Consider the following 22,915-nt stretch of genomic DNA (forward strand, 5'->3'; position numbering starts at 1 on the left):
CGGTGAAAGCACCAGGACCCCCGGCGGAGCACTCCGCCGGGGGTCCTGTCGTCGCGTCAGGGGCCGCGATCAGTCGAGGTAGCCGCGGAGTTGATCGGCGAAGGCGTGGTCGCGGAGCTTGTTGAGGGTCTTGGACTCTATCTGCCGGATGCGTTCGCGGGTGACCCCGAAGATGCGGCCGATCTCCTCCAGGGTGCGCGGACGTCCGTCGGCAAGGCCGTAGCGGAGCTGGACGACCTTGCGCTCGCGCTCGCCGAGCGTGGACAGGACGGCCTCCAGGTGCTCGCGCAGCAGCAGGAAGGCGGCGGACTCCACGGGCGAGGCGGCGTCGCCGTCCTCGATGAGGTCGCCGAGGGCGACGTCCTCCTCCTCGCCCACGGGGGCGTGCAGGGAGACGGGTTCCTGGGCGAGCCTCAGCACCTCGCCGACGCGCTCGGGCGGGATGTCGAGATGGGCGGCCACCTCGTCGTGGCTGGGCTCGTAGCCGCGTTCCTGCAGCAGCCGGCGCTGGACGCGGACGACCCGGTTGATGAGCTCCACGACGTGCACCGGGACCCGGATGGTGCGGGCCTGGTCGGCCAGGGCCCGGCTCATGGCCTGCCGGATCCACCAGGTCGCATAGGTGGAGAACTTGTAGCCGCGGGCGTAGTCGAACTTCTCCACGGCGCGGATCAGGCCGAGGTTGCCCTCCTGCACCAGGTCGAGCATGGTCAGGCCGCGGCCGACGTAGCGCTTGGCCACCGACACCACGAGGCGCAGGTTGCTCTCGATGAGCCGGCGCTTGGCCATCCGGCCGAGCACGACCAGGCGGTCCAGGTCCACGGCGAGCCGCGAGTCGAGGTCCGGGGTGCTGCTCAGCTTCTCCTCGGCGAACAGGCCGGCCTCGACGCGGCGGGCGAGTTCGACCTCCTCGGCGGCGGTGAGCAGCGGGATGCGGCCGATCTCCCGCAGGTACTGCCGGAACAGGTCGGCGGACGGTCCCGCCACTTCCTCCCTGAACGGCCGTACCGGGCCCGGATCGTCGGGTTCCGCGTCCGGGTCGGGGTCGGCCTCCGGATCGGGCTCCAGGGCCGCCTCCGGGTCCGGGTCGGCCTCCGGGTCCGCGTCCGGGTCCGGGTCCGCCCCGGCGCCGGCCGCCGCCTCCGCTCCGGGCGCGGCGGCCCCTTCCGGGTGGCGGGCGGCGGGCTGCTGCTCGGGGACCCGTTCCAGCAGGTCGTCCGTCACGAGGGCCGGGGGCGTCAGGGTCGGGATCTGCACGGGAGCGACCTCCACGGTGAGCGCAACCACGGGCTCGGAGGCACGCGACAGCGGAACGGTAGCGGCGCCCTCGCCGCGGCCCGTCCGGGAGTTCGCCGTCAGCGGTACTCCCTGGGCGCCGGCGTCGGCGCCTCCCGGAATTCCGCGCTCCGAGGACTCTTGCACCGCCCCCAGTGTGGCGTACGGCACACCGAGCCCACGAGGGTCGTGCGCCTCTTTTTCCGGCGGGCGTGACCGAGGGCGACGCCCCGGTCACAGGTTCCCCGGCGCGGAGGGACCCCTGACCCCGCCGGGCAGCGCGCGTGGACCTGCGGGACGGTGCCTGGACGGGACGGGATGGACGTCGCCGACGCCGCATCGCCGATGCCGGCCGGCCGGCCGTGCCCGCCTTCCTCGGCACGAGGACGGACCGGACGGTCCGGGGAACCGAGCCCGATCACCCGGTACGGCGCGGCCGCGGCCGCTACAGCGCGGCCGCGCCCTGTTCGCGCAGGCGGTGGTCGTACTGCTGGAGGGCCCACAGTTCGCCGCCGATCGCCGCGAGCTGGTCCTGGTCGGCGCGCGGGCCCTGGGCGGTGAGCCGGGTGTGGTCGGCGTTGAGCTGGGCCAGGCGGCGGGCGACGGCCTGGCGGCGTACGTCGACGAGGATCTTGCCGGCGTAGACCTCGGGGGTCTTGTGCTGGACGGGCTCCACGGCCAGTTCGGTGACCAGCGAGCGCACGGTGTCGTCCGGGGCGATGTCGCGGACCCGGGTCAGGAACTGCGCGTCGGCGGACTCGGCGCCGCCCGCCTCGGTGATGGCGCGGCGCACCGCGACGTAGGAGGGGGCGGTGAACTCGTCCTCGCCGTAGGCGTCGAAGGCCGGGGAGACCAACTCCGGGTACTGGAGGGCCAGTTTGAGCAGCTCCCGCTCGACGCGCTGGGCCGGGCTGCGCATGTCCAGCCGCGGGCCGCGCGGACCCGCGGGCGCGGCCGGGCCCGGCGGGGCCGCCTCGGGCCGTACGGTGCGGGAGCCCGCGGGGCCGGCCCCCGACTGGCGGCGTTCGCGCTGCCAGCGGGCGAGCTGACTCACCCGGCGCACCACGAACTGGGTATCGAGGATGCCCAGCATGCCGGCGAGCTGGACGGCGTACTCGTGCTGGATCGCGGAGTTCTTGATGCCCGCGACGATGGGCGCGCCCGCCTCCAGCGCGGAGGCGCGCCCCTCGGCGGTCTCCAGGTTGTAGCGGGCCACCGCCGAGCGCAGGGCGAACGCGAACAGCGGCGTACGGGAGTCGACCAGCCGCTCCACGGCCGCGTCCCCCTCGGCCAGCCGCAGGTCGCAGGGGTCCATGCCGCCGGGCGTGATCGCGATGGAGGTCTCGGCGGCGAACTTCTGGTCGTCCTCGAAGGCCCGCAGGGCGGCCTTCTGGCCGGCCGCGTCGCCGTCGAAGGTGAAGACCACCTCGGCGTTGGCGTTGTCCATCAGCAGCCGGCGCAGGATCTTGATGTGGTCGCCGCCGAAGGAGGTGCCGCAGGTCGCGATGGCGGTGGTGACGCCGGCGAGGTGGCAGGCCATGACATCGGTGTAGCCCTCGACGACGACGGCCCGGCTGGTGCGGGCGATCTCCTTCTTGGCCAGGTCGATGCCGTACAGGACCTGCGACTTCTTGTAGATCGGGGTCTCGGGCGTGTTGAGGTACTTCGGCCCCTGGTCGTCCTCCCGGAGCCTGCGCGCGCCGAAGCCGATGACCTCGCCGGTGATGTCGCGGATCGGCCAGATCAGCCGGCCGCGGAAACGGTCGATGGCCCCGCCGCGGCGGGACTCGCTGGCCAGGCCGGAGACGATCAGCTCACGGTCACTGAAGCCCTTGCCGCGCAGGAAGCGCACCAAGTGGTCCCAGCCGGCCGGGGCGTAGCCGACACCGAAGTGCTCGGCGGCGGCCTGGTCGAAGCCGCGCTCGGCGAGGAACGTGCGGCCGATCTCGGCCTCGGCGCCGCCGAGCTGCTCCACGTAGAACTGCGCGGCGGCCTTGTGCGCCTCGATGAGGCGGATGCGCTCGCCCTGCTGGCGGCCCGGTGTGTAGCCGCCGTCCTCGTACCGCAGGGTGATGCCGGCGACGGCGGCCAGCCGCTCGACGGCCTCGGAGAAGGACAGGTGGTCGACCTTCATCACGAAGTCGAGGGTGTCGCCGCCCTCCTGGCAGCCGAAGCAGTGGTAGAGCCCCTTGCTCGGGCTCACCTGGAAGGAGGGGGACTTCTCGTCGTGGAACGGGCACAGGCCCTTGAGGTTGCCGCCGCCCGCGTTCCTGAGCTGCAGGTACTCCGAGACGACGGCGTCGATCGGGACCGCGTCCCGCACCGCCTTGACGTCCTCGTCCCTGATCCGCCCTGCCACACAGGGATTCTACGGCGCCGCCCGCGCGGGGTCAGACCAGCTTGGCGACGAAGAGGTAGTGCGGGCCCGCGGGCTGCAGCACGAACTCCTCGCCGACCGCCGTGAAGCCCTGGCCCTCCCAGAAGCCGCGGGCCGAGGTGCGGCCGTTGCACCAGACCAGCTCCGCCCCGCGCTCCCGGGCCTCCGCCAGGGCCGCGCCCAGCAGGGCGGAGCCCAGGCCGCGGCCGCGCGCCTCGGCGGCGGTGGCCATGCCGCGGATGCGGTAGGCGACCTCGTGGTGCCCCGGCAGCTGCTCCGGGAAGAGCGTGACGCATGTCACGACCGGGGCCAGGGCGCCGTCGCCGTCGTAGCCCGCCATGTGGAACGCGGCGGGGTGCCCGTCCTCGATGAAGATCGCGGATTCGCGCGGGAGTCCCGGCCTGAGCACGGTCCAGCGCAGATCGAAGATCTCCTCGACGGGCACGACAGCGGTACGGAACTCCATGAAGGCCATGCTAGGCGACGGCGCGGGCACTCATTCCAGCAGGGAGTTCAGCGGCACCGTGGGATCGGAGAGCGCCTCGGCGTCGACCCGGCGGCCGGAGCGGATGAGTTTCTGGATGCTGTCGGTGACGTCCCACACGTTGACGTTCATCCCGGCCAGCACCCGGCCCTCGTTCAGCCAGAAGGCGATGAACTGCCGCTTGCCGACGTCGCCGCGGGCCAGCACCTGGTCGTACGTGCCCGGGGCGGCGTGCCCGGAGAACTCCATGCCCAGGTCGTACTGGTCGGTGAAGAAGTACGGGACGCGGTCGTAGCTGACCTCCTTGCCCAGCATCGCGCGCGCCGCCACCGGGCCGCTGTTCAGCGCGTTGGCCCAGTGCTCGACCCGCAACCGGCCGCCCAGCAGCGGGTGTTCGGCGTTGGCGACGTCGCCCGCGGCGAAGATGTCGGGGTCCGAGGTGCGCAGCGACGCGTCGACCGCGATGCCGCCGCCGGCCTCCCGGTCGGCGAGGGCGAGCCCGGCCGCCTCGGCGAGGGCGGTGCGCGGCGCGGCGCCGATGGCGGCGAGCACGTCGTGGGCGGGGTGCTCCTCGCCGTCGTCGGTGAGGACGGACAGCACCATGCCGTCCTGGCCGGTGATCTCGGTCAGCCGGGCACCGAAGTGGAACCGCACGCCGTGCTCGCGGTGCAGGTCCGCGAAGACCTCGCCCAGCTCGGGGCCGAGCACCGAGTGCAACGGGCAGGGCTGTGCCTCCACCACGGTGACCTCGACGCCGTAGCCGCGGGCGGCCGCCGCGACCTCGAGCCCGATCCAGCCCGCCCCGGCGATGACCAGGTGGCCGTTCTCGCGGCCGAGGGTGGTCAGCACGTTCTTCAGCCGCTCGGCGTGCGCGAGCCGGCGCAGGTGGTGCACGCCCGCGAGATCGGTGCCGGGGATGTCCAGCCGGCGCGGCTCGGCCCCGGTGGCCAGCAGCAGCTTGTCGTACGGGATGGAGGTGCCGTCGCCCAGCGTGATGCGCTTGGCGGCCCGGTCCAGGCCGGTGACCGGCTGGCCGAGGTGGAGCTCCACGTCGTGCTCGGCGTACCAGGCCGCGGGGTGGACGAAGACCGAGTCGCGCTCCTCGTTGCCCAGGAGGAACCCCTTGGACAGCGGCGGTCGCTCGTACGGGTGGTCGCGCTCGTCCCCGATCAGTATCACGCGGCCGGTGAACCCCTCGGAGCGAAGCGTCTCGGCCGCTTTCGCTCCAGCGAGTCCTGCCCCGACGATGACGAATGTGTGGTCTGCGTCCACCACTGTGCGCCTCCCTGAAAGTCCTTCGGGTGCCCGGGTGCCCTCCCTCTGGCAATTGCCAGTCATGTGAGCGTCCCGCACGGCACGGCCCACGGGAAGAGTGCCGCGCCGAGGCGGGCGTCTCCCGGCCGCCCTCCGGGGGGCGGCCGGGGGCCCGCCGGGGGCTCACCGCGCGGCGGTGAGCCGGGCGTGCAGGGCGGTCGCCGCGGAGTCGGTGAGCGAGGCGATCTGGTCGACGACGGCCCGCTTGCGGGCCCGGTCGTCCTTGGCCGCGTCGAACATCCCGCGGAACTGCGGGTCCAGCCCCTCGGGCGCCCGCGCGAGCAGCGCCTCGGCCAGCTCGCCGATCACCACCCGCTGCTGGGCCCGCCGCCGCTCCTGCGCCTCGCGCTGCATGACGTAGCGGTCGGCGACCGCCTTGAGGACCGCGCACTCCAGCCGCTGGTCGCGCGGGACGACCAGCTGGGCGCGGTAGCGGGTGAGCCGGCCGGTGCCGTAGGCGTCCCGGGTGGCGCGCTCGGCGGCCAGGCAGAACCGGCCGATCAGCTGCGAGGTGGCGTCCTTCAGCCGGGCCTGCGCGATGGCGGAGCCGTCGAAGCCGTGCGGCCACCACTCCATCTCCAGCAGCCGGTCCAGGGCTTCGGCGAGCTCGTCCTCGGCCGCGCCCGGCGCGTAGCGGGCGGCGGCCACGGCGAAGATCTCGCGCCGCTCGGGCTCGGCGAGCAGCACGGCCGGGTCCAGGTGACCGGCGTGCAGGCCGTCCTCGACGTCGTGCACGGAGTACGCCACGTCGTCCGCCCAGTCCATGACCTGGGCCTCGAAGCACTGCCCGTACGGGCGGTCCGCCGGGGCGGTGCGGCGCAGCCACGCGAAGACCGGCAGGTCGTCCTCGTACACCCCGAACTTGGGGCTGCCGGGCTGCGTGGGATGCCCGCCGCGGGGCCAGGGGTACTTGGTGGCGGCGTCCAGGGCCGCACGGGTGAGGTTGAGGCCGACGCTGACCAGGGCGCCGTCGTCGTCGTGCGCGAAGCGCTTGGGCTCCAGACGGGTGATGATGCGCAGGCTCTGCGCGTTCCCCTCGAAGCCCCCGCAGTCCTCGGCGACCTCGGCGAGGACCATCTCGCCGTTGTGCCCGAAGGGCGGGTGGCCGATGTCGTGCGCCAGGCAGGCGGTCTCCACCAGGTCCGGATCGCAGCCGAGCGCGGCACCGAGCTCCCGGCCGACCTGGGCGCACTCCAGGCTGTGGGTGAGCCGGGTGCGCGGGCTGCTGTTGATCGCCCGCTCGTCGTCGACCGGGTCCACCACCTGGGTCTTGCCGGCGAGTTTGCGCAGCCCGGCCGAGTGCAGCATGCGTGCGCGGTCCCGCTGGAACGAGGTGCGGCCGGCCCGTTTGTCGGGCTCGGACACAAAGCGTTCGGTGTCGGCCTCGCTGTAGGGGGCGTACGCGTCCGCTGCCTGGTGGTTCGGGTGCATACGGCGACAGTATCCGGCCCCGGCGCCGGACCGGTGACTACGCGGTGGCCAGCCGGGGCGTGGTGGCGACGGGGCCGCCGGCGGCGGACAGCGCCCGGTCGTAGCGGTGCAGCACCAGCGCCGCCACGGACGGGTGGGCGCCCAGCGGCGCGGCGGCGATGCCGGGGGCCGCGGCCGCTGCGGCGGTGGCGTGCCGGCCGGGCGCGGCGAAGCAGGAGGCGACGGCGACGTCGTGACGGCCGGCCGCGGCCAGTTCGCGGACGGCGTCGGCGACACCGGGCCCGGCCGTCGCGTACGCCGGGACCACGGGGACACCGCCGCCCAGCCGTGCCTGCAGCAGGGCCGCGGTGCGGGCGGTGTCCCGCGCCGACCGCGGGTCGCGCGACCCGGCGGCGGCCAGCACGACCGCCGCACGGTGCGTGTCCGCCGGCCGCGGGACGCGCCAGCCGGCCTCGGTCAGCCGGTCGTGCAGCGCCTCCGCCAGCAGTGCGTGCGGTCCGAGCGGCGCGGCGATCCGGCCGCCCAGGTGCGCGGCGCGGGCCAGCGCCCGCGGGATGCCGGCGGCGGCGTGGTGGCCGTGCGCCGGCATGAGCGGGACCAGCACGGCGTCCCCGCGCAGCGCGGCGAGGGTGTCGTCGAGCAGCGGCTCGTCGAACTCCAGATGGCCGAGGCGCACCGTGAGTCCGGGCCGCAGCGCCCTGACCGCGTCCGTCAGTGCGTGCGCCGTCCGCAGCGCCCCGGGGTCGCGGCCGCCGTGCGCGACGAGCACCAGTACCGGGGGCCGCCCGGCCCCGTTCAGCGTCACCCGCGACAACTGGCTGCTGAGCTGCGCGGTGATCAGCGCCAGGAGCTGTCCCGTGCTGTCGAAACGGTCCGGTCCTTCAGCGCCGTGGAGCGGTGGTTCCAGTGCCGTCATGCAGCGAGTGTGCCCACGCGGGGTTGCCGTGCCGTTGCCCGCACATGACGACTGGATTCCGCCGCCCCGTCCACCGTCCACCTGCGACGATCCTGTGCGGCGTGCGGGGTCAGCGGTGCTTCCAGTCACCGCCGTGGATGGGCCGGCCGGAGGCGCGCAGGTCCCGTTCGTGAGCGGGCGCGGCAAGGTACACCCAGGCGGGGACGGTCTGGCCGGCGTAGGTGCGGACGTCGCGGACCACGCGCTCGTAGAGGTTGCCGGCCGCGCCGGGGGTGTACTCCTCCAGGCGGTCGAGGTCGGCGAGGACGTCCTCGTAGAGGTCGTCGAGGGGCTGCACGACGTCGCCCTGGACGTGGCCGCGCGCGTCGGGCACGGCGTACGGGTAGCCCGGCCCGTCGAAGAGCAGGGCACCGTGCAGGACCGCCGGGGTCTCGGTGACGATGCGGCCGCGCAGCAGCCAGGAGTGGTTGATCTCGCCGGGCCGCAGGGTCCCGTACACGAAGAACGGGAGGCGGGAGTGGTCGTCGCGCACGATCATCATGGAACCGCAGGGACGTGGGCGGCGTCGACTCGGGAGTGAAGCGATTGCGCGGGAGGACACGGACGGCTGTGGCGGGAGTGAGGGCCGTGGCGGCGCGCCTGCCCAGCTCCAGACGGGGCAGGCGGCGGTTGCTGCGCGTCGCGGTGGCGCTGTGCGTACTGGCGCTGCTGCCCGCCACATGGCTCCGGCTGACCGCGGACCCACGGGTCCGCACCCTGGCCGACGCGCCCGCCGAACCGGTCGCGGTCGTCTTCGGCGCCGGGCTGTGGAACGGCGAGCCGTCGCCGTACCTGGCCCACCGGCTCGACGCCGCCTCGGCGCTGTACTCCGCCGGGAAGGTGCGGGCGGTCCTCGTCACCGGCGACAACAGCCGCACCGACTACGACGAGCCGACCGCCATGCGGGACTACCTCGGCGCGCACGGCGTCCCCCGCGCGAAGGTCGTCCTGGACTACGCCGGCTTCGACACCTGGGACTCCTGCGCCCGCGCCAAGCGCATCTTCGGCGTCGACCACGCGCTCCTGGTCAGCCAGGACTTCCACATCCGCCGCGCGCTCGCGCTGTGCCACGCCGCGGGGATCGACGCCTACGGGATCGGCGTGGACGAACCCCACGACGTCACCTGGTACTACGGCGGGGCCCGCGAGATCGCCGGCGCCGCCAAGGCCGCCGTCGACGCCGCCCTCACCCCGGACCCGCACTTCCTCGGGCCCCGGGAGCACGGCATCACGCAGGCACTGCGATGAGCGCCCGCGATCCGGGCCCGGTGCCGTCCGCGGCCGGTGTCGAGGTGCTGCGGGTCTTCGTCGGGCCGGACGGGCGGGGCGGGAACTCGCTGGGCGTCGTACGGGACGGTGCGGCGGTGCCGGGAGCGGCGGCGCGGCAGGCACTGGCCGCGGAACTCGGCTACAGCGAGACGGTGTTCGTGGACGACGCGGAGCGCGGCGTGATCGACATCTGGACGCCGAGCGTGCGGCTGCCGTTCGCGGGACACCCCACGGTGGGGACGGCCTGGCTGCTGGGCGCCGAGGTGCTGCGGCCGCCCGCGGGCGAGGTGAGGGCCTGGACGCAGGGCCCGTTCACCTGGGTGCGGGGGCGGGCGGAGTGGGCGTCGGGGCGGCGGACGCAGGAGTACCGCTCACCGGCGGAGGTCGACGCGCTGCCTTCCCCGCCACCGGGTGAGGGCTGGCTGTACGCGTGGGCGTGGGACGACGAGGCCCAGGGGCGCGTGAGGGCACGGGCGTTCCCGCGCCGCGGGGACGGCATCGTGGAGGACGAGGCGACCGGGGCGGCCGCCCTGGTGCTCAGCGACGAGCTCCGGCGGTCGCTGGACGTGCGTCAGGGCACCGGTTCGCAGATCCTCACCCGCGTCCGCCCGGGCGGCACCGTGGACATCGGCGGCCGGGTGGTCCGGGCCCGCTGAACCGCTCCCCACCTGCGGCATTGGGCGGGGCTCCGGATGCGGATCTTCAGCGGGGCGGTGATGCTGGGAGGAGTCCCACCTCACGGCAAGGAGGACAGCGATGTCCATGTTGGACAAGATCAAGGCCAAGCTGAAGGGCCACGAGAGTCAGGCCCAGAAGGGCATCGACAAGGGTGGCGACACGCTCGACGAGAGGACCGGCGGCAAGTACCAGCGCCAGGTCGACACCGCCCAGGACAAGCTGAGCGACGAGTACGGCACGGGCGACTCGGGCGAGAACCGGCCTCCCCACTCCTGACGCCGGCGGGGCCGCCGCGCCCGCTTCCGGTGGCGCGCGGCGGCCCCGCGCCGGGCCGCACCGCCGTCGTCGCCGGCGCGACCAGCGGCATCGGTCACTGCACCGCACGCGAACCGAACCGGCCCGCGGCCGGCGCCCGCGCGCTGCTCGCCAGCCGCAGCGGCCACCTGGACCTCGGCGACCTGTCCACGGTGCGTGCCTTCGCCAAGGAGTACGACGCCGACCGGCTGGACCTGCTGGTCGGCAACGCGGGCGTGACGGCGCCGCCGCACCGCACCACCCCCGACGGCTTCCAGTCGCGGATGGGCGTGAAGCACCTCGGCCCCTTCGCCCTCACCGGCCTGTTGATGCCGCACCTGCTGGACATCCCCGGCGCGCGCGTGGTCACCGTCTCCAGCGTGCTGCGCGCGATGGCCGACGTGGACCTCGGCGATCACAACAGCGAGCCCGGATACCGCCGTTGGATCGCCTACGCGCGTTCCAGGAGCGCGAACCTGCTCTTCGTCCACGAACTCGCGCGGCGTCCGGCCGCCGTGGGCGCCGACACCGTGGCCGCGGCGGCGCACCCGGGGTACGCCCGCACGAATCTGCGGACCCGGGGCGTCCGCATGGAGAACCGCCGGGTCGCCGAGCGGCTGATCGGCGCCGCCAACCGTGTCGTCGGCCAGTCCGCGGAGGCGGGCGCGCCGCCGCTGCTGTACGCCGCCACGGCGCCCGGGGTCCGGCCCGACTCGTTCACGGGCCCGCGCCTCCAGGGCCGGCGCGGCTCGCCCGCCCCGTCCTGGCGCGCCCGGTGGACCCTCGACGACCGCTCGGGCGGGATGCTGCGGGCTGCCTCCGGGCAACTGACGGGCGTCAGCTACCCGCTGGTCCCACCCGTCGCGTGAGGGCGGGCACGGGTGCCTCCCGGCGGCCGGGGACGGGCCGCGGGGCACCGTGCCGGGGAGCGGGCAGAGCGGTCGGGCGCACGACCGGGGCCGACGCGGCGGGGCGGCGCCAGCGGGCGGGCACCTCGGCCATGACGAGTCCCAGCACGAGCCAGAACAGCGTGGCGATCCGGTCCTGGTTGGCGGGGTGGTCCATCATCCCGCTCAGGAAGAACCCGGTGAGCGCGGCGAGTCCGGCCGTGCCGATCACCGACTTCTCACGGGCGGCACGGGCCGCGCTCAGCAGGGCCACCACCGTGATGCCGAGCATGCCCAGCAGCCCGAGCGGGCCGGTCTCCACCAGCCAGTTCAGCCACATGTTGTGGGTGTGCACGAAGGTCCGGTCGCCCGGGACGGCCGCGGAGACGACCGCGCCCGCCCGCCCGAGCCCGACACCCAGCGGGTTGTGGGAGGCGACCCGCAACGCGGCCTCCCAGGCCTGCCCGCGCACGCCGAGCGAGTTGCCGGCCCGCGACGCCGCCCAGATCGCCGCACCGGCCCCCAGCAGTACCAGCACGCCCGCGCCGGTCGCCACCCGGCGCTGGGTCCGGTCGAGGCGGGGCGCGATCCAGAAGGCGCCGGCCAGCACCAGCAGACCCGCGACGGCGGCCATGTACCCGGCACGTGAGTACGTGGTCAGCACGGCCCCGTACGCCGTCACCGCCACCAGGGTGACCGCGGTCCGCGCGGTGCGCTCGCCGACCGCCACGACGGCGAGCAGCAGGAGCGGGGTGAGCAGGACGAGGAAGGCCGACAGCAGGTTCGGGTTGGAGAAGGTGCCCACGGCCCGGGTCAGCACCCCGGGGCCGCCGGAGCCGCAGCGCACGTCGGTGAGCAGCCCGGTGCGGCAGAAGCCCGTCGGCACGTCATTGGTGACCTGGGTGAACGCCGCCAGGGCCGCCGCCGCGACGCAGACCAGCGCCAGCAGCCCGAAGGCCCGCCACGACTCGGGCTGCGTGCGCCGCAGCCCGACGACGAGGTAGAAGCACACGACCGTGGTCAGCAGTCCCCGCAGCGGGGCGGTGGGGTGCCCGCCCAGGTAGGTGGTCACCGCGGCGGCGCCCAGCAGGACCAGGACGGGCAGGTCCAGCCGGGTGCGGAAGCTGCTCAGCCGGGCGCCGCCGGCCACGAGTGCCACCAGGCCGAGGCCGAGCGCGAGGCGAACGGGGGTGACGACGCCGGTCAGCGGGTCGTCCGGGAAGAAGTCGGTCGCGGAGTCCAGCAGGACGATCGCGAGCACGATGAGCGGCACGGCCTGGAGGAGCCCGTGCAGGGGCCGGGGAGCTGCCATGCGGCCCACCCTGACGGCGGAACCGGACGGCCCGGTGACCGCGGGACGAACAGCGGGAAAGCGGGGGCGGCACCTTCGCACAAGGTGCCGCCCCCGGTGAGGGAGGGAGATGGTCCATGGGCGCCGGGGTGGTTACCGGCTGCCGTTGCCCCTGTTCTGCGCCGCGGCCCGGCCCGCCTCCAGGCGGGCGACGGGGATGCGGAACGGGGAGCAGGAGACGTAGTCCAGGCCCACCTCGTGGAAGAAGTGGACGGACTCGGGGTCTCCGCCGTGCTCGCCGCAGACGCCCAGCTTGAGGCCGGGGCGGGTGGCCCGGCCGGCCTCGGCGGCGGACTTCACCAGCGAGCCGACGCCGTCGCGGTCGATCGTCTCGAACGGGGAGACGCCGAAGATGCCCTTCTCCAGGTACGCCGTGAAGAAGCTCGCCTCCACGTCGTCGCGGGAGAAGCCCCACACGGTCTGGGTCAGGTCGTTGGTGCCGAAGGAGAAGAACTCCGCGGCCTCGGCGATCTGCGCGGCGGTCAGGGCCGCCCGGGGCAGCTCGATCATCGTGCCGAGCGCGAGCCCCAGTTCGGTGCCGGTGGCGGCCTCGACCTCGGCGATGACCGACTCGGCCTCGTCCCGGACGATCTCCAGCTCCTGGACGGTGCCCACCAGCGGGATCATGATCTCGGCCCGCGGGTCGCCCTTGACGTTCTTGCGCTCCGCGGCGGCCTCGGCGATGGCCCGCACCTGCATCGCGAACAGGCCGGGGATGACCAGGCCGAGGCGTACCCCGCGCAGGCCCAGCATCGGGTTCTGCTCGTGCAGCTTGTGGACCGCCTGGAGCAGCCGCAGGTCGTTCTCGTTGGCGTCCTTGCGGGACTCGGCGAGCGCGACGCGCACCGACAGTTCGGTGATGTCGGGCAGGAACTCGTGCAGCGGCGGGTCGAGCAGGCGCACGGTGACCGGCAGACCGTCCATCGCCTCGAGGAGCTCGACGAAGTCGGACCTCTGGAGCGGCAGCAGGGCTTCCAGCGCCTCGTCGCGCTCGGTGTCGGTGTCGGCGAGGATCAGCCGCTCGACGAGCTCGCGGCGCTCGCCGAGGAACATGTGCTCGGTACGGCACAGGCCGATGCCCTGGGCCCCGAAGCGGCGGGCGCGCGAGGCGTCCTCGGCGTTGTCGGCGTTGGCGCGCACCCGCAGCCGGCGGACCCGGTCGGCGTAGGCCATGATCCGGTGCACCGCCTGCACGAGCTCGTCGGCGTCGTCGGCGCCCGCGTGCATCCGGCCCTCGAAGTACTCCACGACCGGGGACGGCACGACCGGGACGGTGCCGAGGTAGACCTTGCCGGAGGAGCCGTCGATGGAGACGACGTCGCCCTCCTCCACGACGATCCCGCCCGGCGCGGTCATCCGCCGTCGCTTGGTGTCGACCTCCAGCTCCTCGGCGCCGCAGACGCAGGTCTTGCCCATGCCGCGGGCGACGACGGCGGCGTGCGAGGTCTTGCCGCCGCGCGAGGTGAGGATGCCCTCGGCGGCGATCATGCCGTTGAGGTCGTCGGGGTTGGTCTCACGGCGGATGAGGATGACCTTCTCGCCGGAGCGCGACCACTTCACCGCGGTGTACGAGTCGAAGACGGCCTTGCCGACCGCCGCGCCCGGCGAGGCGGCGATGCCCCAGCCGATCCGCTCGGACTTCGCCTTCTCGTCGAAGCGCGGGAACATCAGCTGCGCCAGCTGAGCGCCGTTGACCCGCTGCAGGGCCTCCGCCTCGTCGATGAGCCCCTGGTCCACCAGCTGGGTGGCGATCCGGAAGGCGGCGGCCGCGGTGCGCTTGCCGACGCGGGTCTGCAGCATCCACAGCTTGCCGCGCTCGATGGTGAACTCGATGTCGCACAGGTCCTTGTAGTGCGTCTCGAGGGTCTCCATGATCTGCATCAGCTGGTCGTAGGAGGCCTTGTCGAGCTGCTCCAGCTCGGCGAGCGGGACGGTGTTGCGGATGCCCGCGACGACGTCCTCGCCCTGCGCGTTGCACAGGTAGTCGCCGTACACGCCCTGGTGGCCGGTGGCGGGGTCGCGGGTGAAGGCGACGCCGGTGCCGGAGTCGGGGCCGAGGTTGCCGAAGACCATGGAGCAGATGTTGACGGCCGTGCCGAGGTCGCCGGGGATGCGCTCCTGGCGGCGGTAGAGCTTGGCGCGCTCGCCGTTCCACGAGTCGAAGACGGCCCGCACGGCCATGTCCATCTGCTCGCGGGGCTCCTGCGGGAAGTCCCGGCCGGTCTCCTTGGACACGACGGCCTTGAACTGCTCGACCAGGCCCCGCAGGTCGCCGGCGTCCAGGTCGAGGTCGTTGTGGGTGCCCTTGGCGCGCTTGGCGTCCTCCAGGGCCTCCTCGAAGCGGTCGCCGTCCACGCCCAGCACGGTCTTGCCGAACATCTGGATCAGGCGGCGGTAGGAGTCCCAGGCGAAGCGTTCGTCGCCGGCCTGCGCCGCGAGCCCGGCCACGGAGTCGTCGGACAGGCCGATGTTGAGGACGGTGTCCATCATGCCCGGCATGCTGAACTTCGCCCCGGAGCGCACGGAGACCAGAAGAGGGTTGTCCGGCTGGCCGAGTTTCTTGCCCATCCGCTGTTCCAGCGCGGCGAGGTGCGCACTCACCTCGTCGCGCAGGGCCGCGGGCTCCACGCCGGAGTCGAGATAGACCTTGCAGGCCTCGGTGGTGATCGTGAAGCCCGGAGGGACGGGCAGGCCGAGGTTGGTCATCTCGGCGAGGTTGGCGCCCTTGCCGCCGAGAAGGTCCTTGAGGTCCTTGTTGCCCTCGGTGAAGTCGTAGACGAACTTCTGGATTTCTTGTTCTTCCGACACGGGACTCGCTCCTCGCGGCCGGGATGCCCTGACGGCGGGGAGCGTACCCATCTCGAAGGCGCTGCAGTACGTCCATCACCAGGTCACACGGCTGTAACCACCCATCGGCCGATAGATCGAAAGCGCCGGGACCGGTTCGGGCGGGCATCGGATGCATTCAATCCTCGAACACATGATGCCGCCATGTGATCACGACGGGCGGTTTCTGTTACTCCATGCGAGGGATGGCTTGATCGGATGGCGACGACAACGATGGCACCCAGTGCCACCCCTAAGAGAGGTGATGTGACACTCGGCACGCTCATCTGAGCAATGCCCCTATCAGACGTGGCGAGAATCACTCGCCGCTCCGACGCCGCGTCAGGCCCCGAGGGCACCCTCGCGGCCGCGCGGAATGCCCTCAGCCGCCGGAAGTGTCCGATTCCGCGTCCGCGTCGACGACCACCGAGCAGTCGTACGGGTCCTCCAGCCAGCCGTCCGGGAGCGCGACGCGCTTGCCCGCCGCCGTACGGCCGCGCGGGCCTTCGGCGCCATCCGGCCATTCCTGGTCGAGCTCGAGGCCGTCGAGGTGGGCGTCGAGCTCGGCCAGGGAGGACGCCATGGCGAGCTTGCGGCGCATCTCGGAGCCGACCGAGAAGCCCTTGGTGTACCAGGCCACGTGCTTGCGGAAGTCGATCACGCCGCGCTCCTCGTCGCCCAGCCACTCCCCCAGCAGTTCGGCGTGGCGCCGCATCACCCCCGCGACCTCGCGCAGTGCCGGGGTGGCCAGGTCGCCGTCGCCCTCGAACGCGGCGACGAAGTCGCCGAACAGCCAGGGCCGGCCCAGGCAGGCGCGGCCCACGACCACGCCGTCGCAACCGGTCTCGCGCATCAGCCGGACCGCGTCCTCGGCGCTCCAGATGTCGCCGTTGCCGAGCACGGGGATCTCCGGGACGTGCTCCTTCAGACGGGCGACCGCCTCCCAGTCGGCCGAGCCGCCGTAGTGCTGGGCGAGCGACCTGCCGTGCAGCGCGACGGCGGCGATGCCCTCCTCGACGGCGATGCGGCCCGCGTCCAGGTAGGTGACGTGGTCCTCGTCGATGCCCGTGCGCATCTTGATGGTGACCGGCAGGTCGCCCGCGTTGGCGACGGCCTCGCGCAGGATCGAGCGGAACAGGTTGCGCTTGTACGGCAGGGCCGCACCGCCGCCCTTGCGGGTCACCTTCGGCACCGGGCAGCCGAAGTTCAGGTCGATGTGGTCGGCCAGGTCCTCGTCGACGATCATCCGGACCGCCTTGCCGACGATCACCGGGTCCACCCCGTACAGCTGGATCGAGCGGGGGTTCTCGCTCTTGTCGAAGTGGATGAGCTGCATGGTCTTCTCATTGCGCTCGACGAGCGCCCGGGTGGTGATCATCTCGGAGACGAACAGCCCCTTGCCGCCGGAGAACTCCCGGCACAGCGTCCGGAATGGGGCGTTGGTGATGCCCGCCATCGGCGCCAGCACCACAGGCGGCCACACGGTGTGCGGGCCGATCGTGAGCGATGGGGCGGTGATGGCGTCTGCAGTCATGGGCCCCATTCTCGCCCATCCGCGGACGACCGGGCGCACGGAGTGGGTGTAGATTGAAATGGTTACACAAGTACAACCAAAGTCCGGGGCCGGAGCCCCGGCGGAGCGGACGGGGTACCGATGCCGGAGCTCAGCCACCGCAGGCGTCTGCTGGTGCTGGCCATTTGCTGCATGAGTCTGCTCATCGTCAGCCTCGACAACACGATCCTCAACGTGGCGCTGCCGTCCATGCGCACCGATCTGCACGCCTCGATCTCCGGACTGCAGTGGACGATCGACGCCTACACCCTGGTGCTGGCCTCGTTCCTGATGCTCTCCGGTTCGACCGCGGACCGCATCGGGCGGCGCAGGATCTTCCGCCTCGGGCTGGTGATCTTCACGGTGGCCTCCGGCCTGTGCAGCATCGCGCCCAGCCTGGAGTGGCTGGTGATCTTCCGCATGCTGCAGGCGATCGGCGGCTCGATGCTCAACCCCGTCGCGATGTCGATCATCACCAATGTCTTCACCGACCCGCGCGAGCGGGCCCGGGCCATCGGCGTGTGGGGCGGCGTCGTCGGCATCAGCATGGCGGCCGGCCCGATCATCGGCGGCGCGCTGGTGGAGACCATCGGCTGGCGCTCGGTCTTCTGGATCAACCTGCCCATCGGCTTCCTCGCCCTGGTGCTGACCGCCCTGTTCGTCCCCGAGTCCCGGGCGCCCCGGCCCCGCCGGATCGACCCCGTCGGCCAGTTGCTGATCATCACCCTGCTCGGGTCGCTGACGTACGCGATCATCGAGGCGCCGGGGGCGGGCTGGGGCTCGTCCCTCATCATCGGCTGCCTGGTGGTCGCGGTGTGCTCGGCGGCGGTCCTGATCGGCTACGAACGACGGCGCAAGGAACCGCTGATCGACCCGCGCTTCTTCCGCAGCGCGCCCTTCAGCGGGGCGACGGTGATAGCGGTGAGCGCCTTCGCCGCGCTCGCCGGCTTCCTCTTCCTCAACACCCTGTACCTCCAGGACGTGCGCAAGCTGTCCGCCCTGGACGCCGGACTGCACCTGCTGCCGATGGCCGCCATGGCACTCGTCTTCGCCCCGCTGTCCGGCCGCATGGTCGGCAGCCGGGGACCACGGCTGCCCCTGCTGCTCGCCGGCACGGCGACGACCGCGAGCGGGGTGGTCTTCGCCGCGCTGCACGGCCAGTCCTCGGACGTCCTGCTCTTCACCGGGTACGTGCTGTTCGGCATCGGCTTCGGCTTCGTCAACGCCCCCATCACCAACACCGCCGTCTCCGGCATGCCGCGCTCCCAGGCCGGCGTCGCCGCCGCCGTGGCCTCCACCAGCCGTCAGGTCGGCCAGTCGCTGGGCGTCGCCGTCGTCGGCGCGGCCCTGGCGGCCGGGCTGGACATCACGGCGTGGTGGATCATCACGGGCTGCGGAGTGGTCGTCCTGGTACTGGGCTGGCTGACGAGCGGGCCCTGGGCGGCCGGCACGGCGGCACGGGCCGCGCAGCGCCTCCAGGCCGACGAGCCCCGGGAAATGGTGGGGGCCAGATGAACGACGTGACGCCCGCCCGTGTGTGGCGCAACCTGCGCACCCTGGTCCTCGAGCGCAACGAGCGGCGCCGGGAGGTGGCCGACGCCCTCGGCATGAGCTTCTTCCGCATCAAGGCGCTGCGCCGGATCGCGGCCGCGCCCGTCACCCCGGGCGAGCTCGCCGCCGACCTCATGACGGACCGCCCCTACATCACGATCGTCGTGGACGACCTCGCCCGGCGCGGCCTGGTGGACCGCACCCCGCACCCCGACGACCGCCGCCGCAAGGTCGTGGCGGTCACCGCGGCGGGCGCTGCCGCCGCCGCCGAGGCCGAGCGCATCCTCGGCACGCCCCCGCCGGGGCTGGCGGCCCTGCCTCAGGACGAGCTCGCCCTGCTGGACCGCGTGCTGGGACGGCTGCTCGACGTGTGATTGCGATGCCCGCTGTCGGACCCCCGCGTTACCGTCGCGGCATGACGCAGACGCAGATCACCGAGCCGGGCGACGTACGCGACCACGACGCCCTCGTGGCGCTGACGGCGCGGGGGAAGCGGGCGAAGTACCTGTTCTTCTGGGGGCACCGGCCGCAGGCGGACGGCAGCGTGGGCGCGGGCTGCCTGAGCCAGTGGTGGCCCTCGGAGTTCTCCGTCGACGGCGTCGTGTACCCCACCGCCGAGCACTGGATGATGGCCGGCAAGGCCCGGCTCTTCGGTGACGGGGAGACCCTGGCGAGGATCCTCGCCGCACCGCACCCGCACGCGGCGAAGCGACTGGGCCGCCAGGTGCGCGGTTTCGACGGCCAGGCGTGGGAACAGCGGCGCTCGGAACTGGTCGTGGAGGGCAATGCGGCCAAGTTCGGGCAGGACCCCGCACTGCGCGAGTATCTGCTGGGCACGGGCCGGCGGGTGCTCGTCGAGGCCAGCCCGGTCGACCGCATATGGGGCATCGGCCTGGCCGCGGACGACGAACGCGCGGCCGACCCCGCGCAGTGGCGCGGGCTGAACCTGCTGGGCTTCGCCCTGATGGAGACCAGGGCGCGGCTCGGCTGAGTCAGGCGGGGACGGGTTCGGGCAGCGGCCCGGCCGCGGTCACGGCGGGGGCGGTGACCAGTTCGTACAGCCGCTGCACCCGCTCGCGGGTGAGGTCGTCCGCCGGGGTGTAGGTCACCAGCCGCGGGCCCTGCCGGGGGCCGAGCCACAGATGGGTGAAATCGAAGGTCAGCAGGCCCACGCGAGGGTTGAGGAAGCGCTTGGCGCGGTTCTCCGGCTCCTGGACCTCATGGCGCTCCCAGAGCGCGCGGAACTCCGGTGACGCCTGTTCCAGCCGCTTCACCAGCGACTTCCAGGCGGGCTCGGCAAGGTGCTCGGCCATGGCCGCACGGTACTTGGCGACCATCAGCCGGCTGGTCTCCTTCCAGTCCGGCATGCCCACCCGCCAGGCGGGGTCGGTGAAGACCAGCCACATGAGGTTGCGGTCCTCGAAGGGCAGCGCGTCGAGGTCGGCCACCAGCCGCCCGTAGGTGCGGTTGTGGGCGATGACGTCGGTGCGGCTGTTGATGACGGCGGCCGGCAGCGGCTCCAGCTTGCCGAGCATCTCGCGGACCTGGTCCGACATACCGGGGCACTGGGCGCGCGGATTGGGGTCGGTGACGCCCGCGAGCCGGAACAGATGCGTGCGCTCGTTCGGGTCGAGCATCAGTGCGCGGGCGATGGCGTCGGCCACCTGGGCCGAGATCTGGATCTCCCGGGCCTGCTCCAGCCACGTGTACCAGGTGACCCCGACCGCGGCGAGCTGCGCGACCTCCTCGCGGCGCAGCCCCGGCGTGCGCCGGCGGCGCCCGGGCGGCAGGCCGACCTGCTCCGGGGGGATCCGCTCGCGGCGGCTGCGGAGGAAGGAGGCGAGCTCCAACCGGGCTGCTGCGGTCGTCGTCATGGTTCCAGGGTGCCCCATGTACCCAGCCCGTTGCCAGGTGGTCCTGATACCTGGATAAACGCTCTCTGGTACCACCTTGGAAAGGGGCCCATCGTGGCATACGTGACCGATCGAAACGACCTCTCCGTCTCCACCGGCCTGCCCTCCCGGGCCCGGGTAAAGCCCCAGGTGATCCGTCTCGGTGGCGGCACCGCCGTCGCCCCCGCCCCCTCCGCCCCCGCCCCCTCCGCCGCTCCCGAGGCCTCCTCCACCACCGCGCCCGCATCCCCCGCGCTCAGCCCGCTGGGCCTGTTCACCGTGCTGCTGGGTGCCGCGCTGCCGCTGATCGACTTCTTCATCGTCAACGTCGCCCTGCCCGCCATCGAGTCCGACCTGCACGCCGGGGCGGCCCTGCTGGAGCTGGTCGTCGCCGGCTACGGCGTGGCGTACGCCGTGCTGCTGGTGCTCGGCGGCCGGCTCGGCGACTCCTTCGGCCGCCGGCGGCTCTTCCTGGCCGGTATGGCGGCCTTCGGCCTCACCTCGCTCGCCTGCGGCCTGGCGCCGGACGCCTGGACGCTGGTGGCCGCGCGCGTCGCGCAGGGCGCGTCGGCGGCGCTGATGCTGCCGCAGGTGCTGGCCACCATCCACTCCGCCACCTCCGGCCACCGCCGGGCCAAGGCGCTGAGCCTGTACGGCGCCACCGCGGGCCTGTCGATGGTCGCCGGCCAGATCCTCGGCGGCATCCTGGTCGCCGCGGACATCGCGGGCACCGGCTGGCGCGCGGTGTTCCTGGTGAACGTGCCGGTCGCCGTGATCGGCCTGTTCCTCGCCGCGCGCAGCGTGCCCGAGACCCGCTCCGAGCACCCGGCGCCCGTGGACCGTCCCGGCACGCTCCTGCTGGCGGTGTCCCTGATCACGCTGCTCGCGCCGCTGACCGAGGGCCGGGCCGCCGGGTGGCCGGTGTGGACGTGGGTGTCGGTGCTGCTCTTCCCCTTCGCCGCGATCGGCTTCTACCTGGTCGAGCGCCGGGCGGACCGCGCGGGGCGGGTCCCGCTGGTGCCGCCGAGCCTGTTCCGCTCGGCCGGCATGCGCAGGGCGCTGCCGCTGGTGCTGCCGTTCTCCATCGGCTTCGGCGGCTTCATGTTCGTCATCGCGGTCGCGCTGCAGGAGGGCCTCGCGTACGGCCCGGTGGAGGCCGGCGCCGCGCTGGTGCCGATGGCGGTGGCCTTCTTCATCGCCTCGCTGGCCGGGCCGCGGCTGGTCATCCGCTACGGGGGACGTGTGGTCACCGCGGGCGGCGTGCTGCAGGCGGTCGGTGTCGCCGTGCTGGCGGTGTCGGTGGCCCGCGAGTGGCACGCCGGGGGGATGAGCGGCTGGGCGCTGCTGCCGGGGCTGGCGCTGGCGGGCTTCGGACAGGGGCTGCAACTGCCGGTGCTGTTCCGGCTGGTGCTGGCCGACGTACCGGCCTCCCGGGCCGGGGTGGGCAGCGGCGTCATGGTGACCGCGCAGCAGTCCGCGCTCGCCCTGGGCGTGGCCACGCTCGGCACCCTCTTCCTCTCCCTCGCCCCCGCGCACGGGATGCGGGACGCCCTGGTCATCGTGCTGGTCGTGCAGCTCGTGGCCGTCCTGGGCACGGCGCTGTTCAGTCTGCGGCTGCCGCGTCACGTGGGGTGAGGCACCCGGTCCGGCGGTCATGACGGGCCCAGGCACAGGCACTGACAGATATTGATATCTGTCAGTGCCTGTGCCATTGTCGTCAGCGCACCCCTCGATCACGCGATCTCCTGATCCGAACAAGGAGCTGCTCCCCATGCGGAACCGCACCCTAGGCACCACCGGTCCGACCGTCTCCACCCTGGGCCTCGGCGCCATGGGTATGTCCGCCCTCTACGGCGACGCCGACCGCGCCGAGTCCATCGCCACGATCCACGCCGCCCTCGACGCGGACGTCACCCTGATCGACACCGGCGACTTCTACGCCATGGGCCACAACGAGATGCTCATCGGCGAGGCCTTGCGCACAGCCGGCGCCAACCGCGAGAAGGCCCTCGTCAGCGTCAAGTTCGGCGCCCTGCGCGGCCCCGGCGGTGAGTGGTTCGGCTACGACGGCCGCCCGGCGGCGGTGAAGAACTTCGCCTCCTACTCGCTGCAGCGCCTGGGCACCGACCACATCGACATCTACCGGATCGCCCGGGTCGACCCCACCGTTCCGATCGAGGAGACCGTCGGCGCCATCGCGGAACTCGTGCAGGCCGGCCATGTGCGCCACATCGGCCTCTCCGAGGTCGGCGCCGGTACGCTGCGGCGGGCCGCGTCCACGGCTCCCATCAGCGATCTGCAGATCGAGTACTCGCTGATCTCGCGCGGCATCGAGGACGACATCCTGCCGACCGCCCGCGAGCTGGGCATCGGCATCACGGCCTACGGCGTGCTCTCCCGCGGCCTGATCAGCGGCCACTTCACCCGCGACCGGCAGCTCGCCGCGAACGACTTCCGGTCGATGAGCCCGCGCTTCCAGGGCGAGAACCTGGAGCACAACCTGGCGCTGGTCGACGCGCTGCGGAAGATCGCCGAGCAGAAGGGCGTCTCCGTCGCGCAGACCGCCATCGCCTGGGTGCTGGCCCAGGGCGAGGACATCGTGCCGCTGATCGGCTCCCGCACCCGCGAACGGCTGACCGAGGCCCTCGGCGCGCTGGACGTCCGATTCGACGGCGCCGACCTCGCCGCCATCGAGGCCGCCGTCCCGGCCGGCGCGGCGGCGGGCAGTCGCTACCCGGAGGCGCAGATGCAGCACCTGGACAGCGAGCGCGAGCACTGA

General features: G+C 73.2%; 20 protein-coding genes. 9 read left to right on the plus strand and 11 right to left on the minus strand.

Annotated elements, in window-relative coordinates:
* Positions 1-69 precede the first annotated feature (69 nt).
* From ACFYXS_RS01390 to ACFYXS_RS01420, 7 genes are all read right to left on the minus strand, one after another.
* Entirely contained in the window at positions 70-1,422 is a 1,353-nt protein-coding gene (locus ACFYXS_RS01390) for an RNA polymerase sigma factor (protein ID WP_389242545.1), read from the minus strand.
* A 298-nt stretch (positions 1,423-1,720) separates the two neighbouring features.
* Positions 1,721-3,634: a DNA primase gene (dnaG, locus tag ACFYXS_RS01395; protein WP_389242547.1), complete on the minus strand. Its 1,914-nt coding sequence runs from the start codon at positions 3,632-3,634 to the stop codon at positions 1,721-1,723.
* 31 nt (positions 3,635-3,665) lie between these two features.
* Positions 3,666-4,118 (minus strand): GNAT family N-acetyltransferase, encoded by a 453-nt coding sequence (locus tag ACFYXS_RS01400; protein ID WP_389242549.1) that lies wholly within the window; start codon positions 4,116-4,118, stop codon positions 3,666-3,668.
* Between the two features lie 30 nt (positions 4,119-4,148).
* Positions 4,149-5,411: an NAD(P)/FAD-dependent oxidoreductase gene (locus ACFYXS_RS01405; RefSeq protein WP_389242551.1), complete on the minus strand. Its 1,263-nt coding sequence runs from the start codon at positions 5,409-5,411 to the stop codon at positions 4,149-4,151.
* Positions 5,412-5,573: 162 nt separating this feature from the next.
* Complete coding sequence (locus tag ACFYXS_RS01410) at positions 5,574-6,881, minus strand: deoxyguanosinetriphosphate triphosphohydrolase (protein WP_389242553.1); 1,308 nt, start codon at positions 6,879-6,881, stop codon at positions 5,574-5,576.
* 37 nt (positions 6,882-6,918) lie between these two features.
* The gene (locus tag ACFYXS_RS01415) at positions 6,919-7,797 is read right to left on the minus strand and encodes a sirohydrochlorin chelatase (RefSeq protein WP_389242555.1); all 879 of its coding nucleotides are present in this window, start codon (positions 7,795-7,797) and stop codon (positions 6,919-6,921) included.
* 109 nt (positions 7,798-7,906) lie between these two features.
* A complete protein-coding gene (locus ACFYXS_RS01420; RefSeq protein ID WP_389243477.1) occupies positions 7,907-8,335 on the minus strand; it encodes a gamma-glutamylcyclotransferase family protein in 429 nt (142 codons plus the stop codon).
* A gap of 80 nt (positions 8,336-8,415) precedes the next feature.
* On the opposite strand from ACFYXS_RS01420, the gene ACFYXS_RS01425 reads away from it, so the two are divergent.
* From ACFYXS_RS01425 to ACFYXS_RS01440, 4 genes are all read left to right on the plus strand, one after another.
* Positions 8,416-9,084 carry a vancomycin high temperature exclusion protein gene (locus tag ACFYXS_RS01425; protein WP_389243479.1) on the plus strand — a complete coding sequence of 223 codons (669 nt, stop codon included), beginning with the start codon at positions 8,416-8,418 and terminating at the stop codon, positions 9,082-9,084.
* Positions 9,081-9,761, plus strand: a complete 681-nt coding sequence (locus ACFYXS_RS01430) for a PhzF family phenazine biosynthesis protein (protein WP_389242557.1) — start codon at positions 9,081-9,083, stop codon at positions 9,759-9,761. Before ACFYXS_RS01425 ends, ACFYXS_RS01430 begins: the two co-directional genes overlap by 4 nt.
* Positions 9,762-9,861: 100 nt before the next feature.
* Positions 9,862-10,059 carry an antitoxin gene (locus tag ACFYXS_RS01435; RefSeq protein ID WP_389242559.1) on the plus strand — a complete coding sequence of 66 codons (198 nt, stop codon included), beginning with the start codon at positions 9,862-9,864 and terminating at the stop codon, positions 10,057-10,059.
* Positions 10,060-10,088: 29 nt separating this feature from the next.
* A complete protein-coding gene (locus ACFYXS_RS01440) occupies positions 10,089-10,946 on the plus strand; it encodes an SDR family NAD(P)-dependent oxidoreductase (RefSeq protein ID WP_389242561.1) in 858 nt (285 codons plus the stop codon).
* Here the strand turns inward: ACFYXS_RS01440 and ACFYXS_RS01445 are convergent.
* The 3 genes from ACFYXS_RS01445 to dusB all read right to left on the minus strand — a co-directional run bounded on the left by ACFYXS_RS01445 (position 10,915) and on the right by dusB (position 16,675).
* The gene (locus ACFYXS_RS01445; protein ID WP_389242563.1) at positions 10,915-12,276 is read right to left on the minus strand and encodes an O-antigen ligase family protein; all 1,362 of its coding nucleotides are present in this window, start codon (positions 12,274-12,276) and stop codon (positions 10,915-10,917) included. The genes ACFYXS_RS01440 and ACFYXS_RS01445 overlap by 32 nt on opposite strands.
* A gap of 132 nt (positions 12,277-12,408) precedes the next feature.
* A complete protein-coding gene (ppdK, locus tag ACFYXS_RS01450; RefSeq protein WP_389243481.1) occupies positions 12,409-15,105 on the minus strand; it encodes a pyruvate, phosphate dikinase in 2,697 nt (898 codons plus the stop codon).
* Positions 15,106-15,523: 418 nt separating this feature from the next.
* Positions 15,524-16,675 carry a tRNA dihydrouridine synthase DusB gene (gene dusB / locus ACFYXS_RS01455; protein ID WP_389242565.1) on the minus strand — a complete coding sequence of 384 codons (1,152 nt, stop codon included), beginning with the start codon at positions 16,673-16,675 and terminating at the stop codon, positions 15,524-15,526.
* A gap of 120 nt (positions 16,676-16,795) precedes the next feature.
* On the opposite strand from dusB, the gene ACFYXS_RS01460 reads away from it, so the two are divergent.
* The 3 genes from ACFYXS_RS01460 to ACFYXS_RS01470 are packed head-to-tail and all read left to right on the plus strand — an operon-like array spanning position 16,796 to position 19,235.
* Complete coding sequence (locus tag ACFYXS_RS01460; RefSeq protein ID WP_389242567.1) at positions 16,796-18,208, plus strand: MFS transporter; 1,413 nt, start codon at positions 16,796-16,798, stop codon at positions 18,206-18,208.
* A complete protein-coding gene (locus ACFYXS_RS01465) occupies positions 18,205-18,618 on the plus strand; it encodes a MarR family winged helix-turn-helix transcriptional regulator (protein ID WP_389242570.1) in 414 nt (137 codons plus the stop codon). The genes ACFYXS_RS01460 and ACFYXS_RS01465 overlap by 4 nt, the downstream gene beginning before the upstream one ends.
* A 41-nt stretch (positions 18,619-18,659) precedes the next feature.
* Positions 18,660-19,235: an NADAR family protein gene (locus tag ACFYXS_RS01470; protein WP_389242572.1), complete on the plus strand. Its 576-nt coding sequence runs from the start codon at positions 18,660-18,662 to the stop codon at positions 19,233-19,235.
* 1 nt (position 19,236) lies between these two features.
* Here ACFYXS_RS01470 and ACFYXS_RS01475 read toward each other — a convergent pair whose 3' ends face one another.
* Complete coding sequence (locus tag ACFYXS_RS01475; protein WP_389242574.1) at positions 19,237-20,118, minus strand: helix-turn-helix transcriptional regulator; 882 nt, start codon at positions 20,116-20,118, stop codon at positions 19,237-19,239.
* 297 nt (positions 20,119-20,415) lie between these two features.
* Between ACFYXS_RS01475 and ACFYXS_RS01480 the strand changes: the two genes are divergently transcribed.
* Together ACFYXS_RS01480 and ACFYXS_RS01485 are read left to right on the plus strand one after the other, a co-directional pair.
* A complete protein-coding gene (locus ACFYXS_RS01480) occupies positions 20,416-21,771 on the plus strand; it encodes an MFS transporter (RefSeq protein ID WP_389243483.1) in 1,356 nt (451 codons plus the stop codon).
* A 136-nt stretch (positions 21,772-21,907) separates the two neighbouring features.
* Positions 21,908-22,915 carry an aldo/keto reductase gene (locus ACFYXS_RS01485; RefSeq protein WP_389242576.1) on the plus strand — a complete coding sequence of 336 codons (1,008 nt, stop codon included), beginning with the start codon at positions 21,908-21,910 and terminating at the stop codon, positions 22,913-22,915.

It is taken from the genome of Streptomyces sp. NPDC002574 (assembly GCF_042889545.1).
GTDB lineage: Bacteria > Actinomycetota > Actinomycetes > Streptomycetales > Streptomycetaceae > Actinacidiphila.

Coding starts and splice junctions, on each gene's coding strand:
- ACFYXS_RS01400 (WP_389242549.1), bottom strand. CDS start 4,118: ATGGAGTTCCGTACCGCTGTCGTGCCCGTCGAGGAGATCTTCGATCTG.
- ACFYXS_RS01410 (WP_389242553.1), bottom strand. CDS start 6,881: ATGCACCCGAACCACCAGGCAGCGGACGCGTACGCCCCCTACAGCGAG.
- ACFYXS_RS01415 (WP_389242555.1), bottom strand. CDS start 7,797: ATGACGGCACTGGAACCACCGCTCCACGGCGCTGAAGGACCGGACCGT.
- ACFYXS_RS01420 (WP_389243477.1), bottom strand. CDS start 8,335: ATGATCGTGCGCGACGACCACTCCCGCCTCCCGTTCTTCGTGTACGGG.
- ACFYXS_RS01430 (WP_389242557.1), top strand. CDS start 9,081: ATGAGCGCCCGCGATCCGGGCCCGGTGCCGTCCGCGGCCGGTGTCGAG.
- ACFYXS_RS01435 (WP_389242559.1), top strand. CDS start 9,862: ATGTCCATGTTGGACAAGATCAAGGCCAAGCTGAAGGGCCACGAGAGT.
- ACFYXS_RS01445 (WP_389242563.1), bottom strand. CDS start 12,276: ATGGCAGCTCCCCGGCCCCTGCACGGGCTCCTCCAGGCCGTGCCGCTC.
- dusB (WP_389242565.1), bottom strand. CDS start 16,675: ATGACTGCAGACGCCATCACCGCCCCATCGCTCACGATCGGCCCGCAC.
- ACFYXS_RS01460 (WP_389242567.1), top strand. CDS start 16,796: ATGCCGGAGCTCAGCCACCGCAGGCGTCTGCTGGTGCTGGCCATTTGC.
- ACFYXS_RS01465 (WP_389242570.1), top strand. CDS start 18,205: ATGAACGACGTGACGCCCGCCCGTGTGTGGCGCAACCTGCGCACCCTG.
- ACFYXS_RS01470 (WP_389242572.1), top strand. CDS start 18,660: ATGACGCAGACGCAGATCACCGAGCCGGGCGACGTACGCGACCACGAC.
- ACFYXS_RS01475 (WP_389242574.1), bottom strand. CDS start 20,118: ATGACGACGACCGCAGCAGCCCGGTTGGAGCTCGCCTCCTTCCTCCGC.
- ACFYXS_RS01485 (WP_389242576.1), top strand. CDS start 21,908: ATGCGGAACCGCACCCTAGGCACCACCGGTCCGACCGTCTCCACCCTG.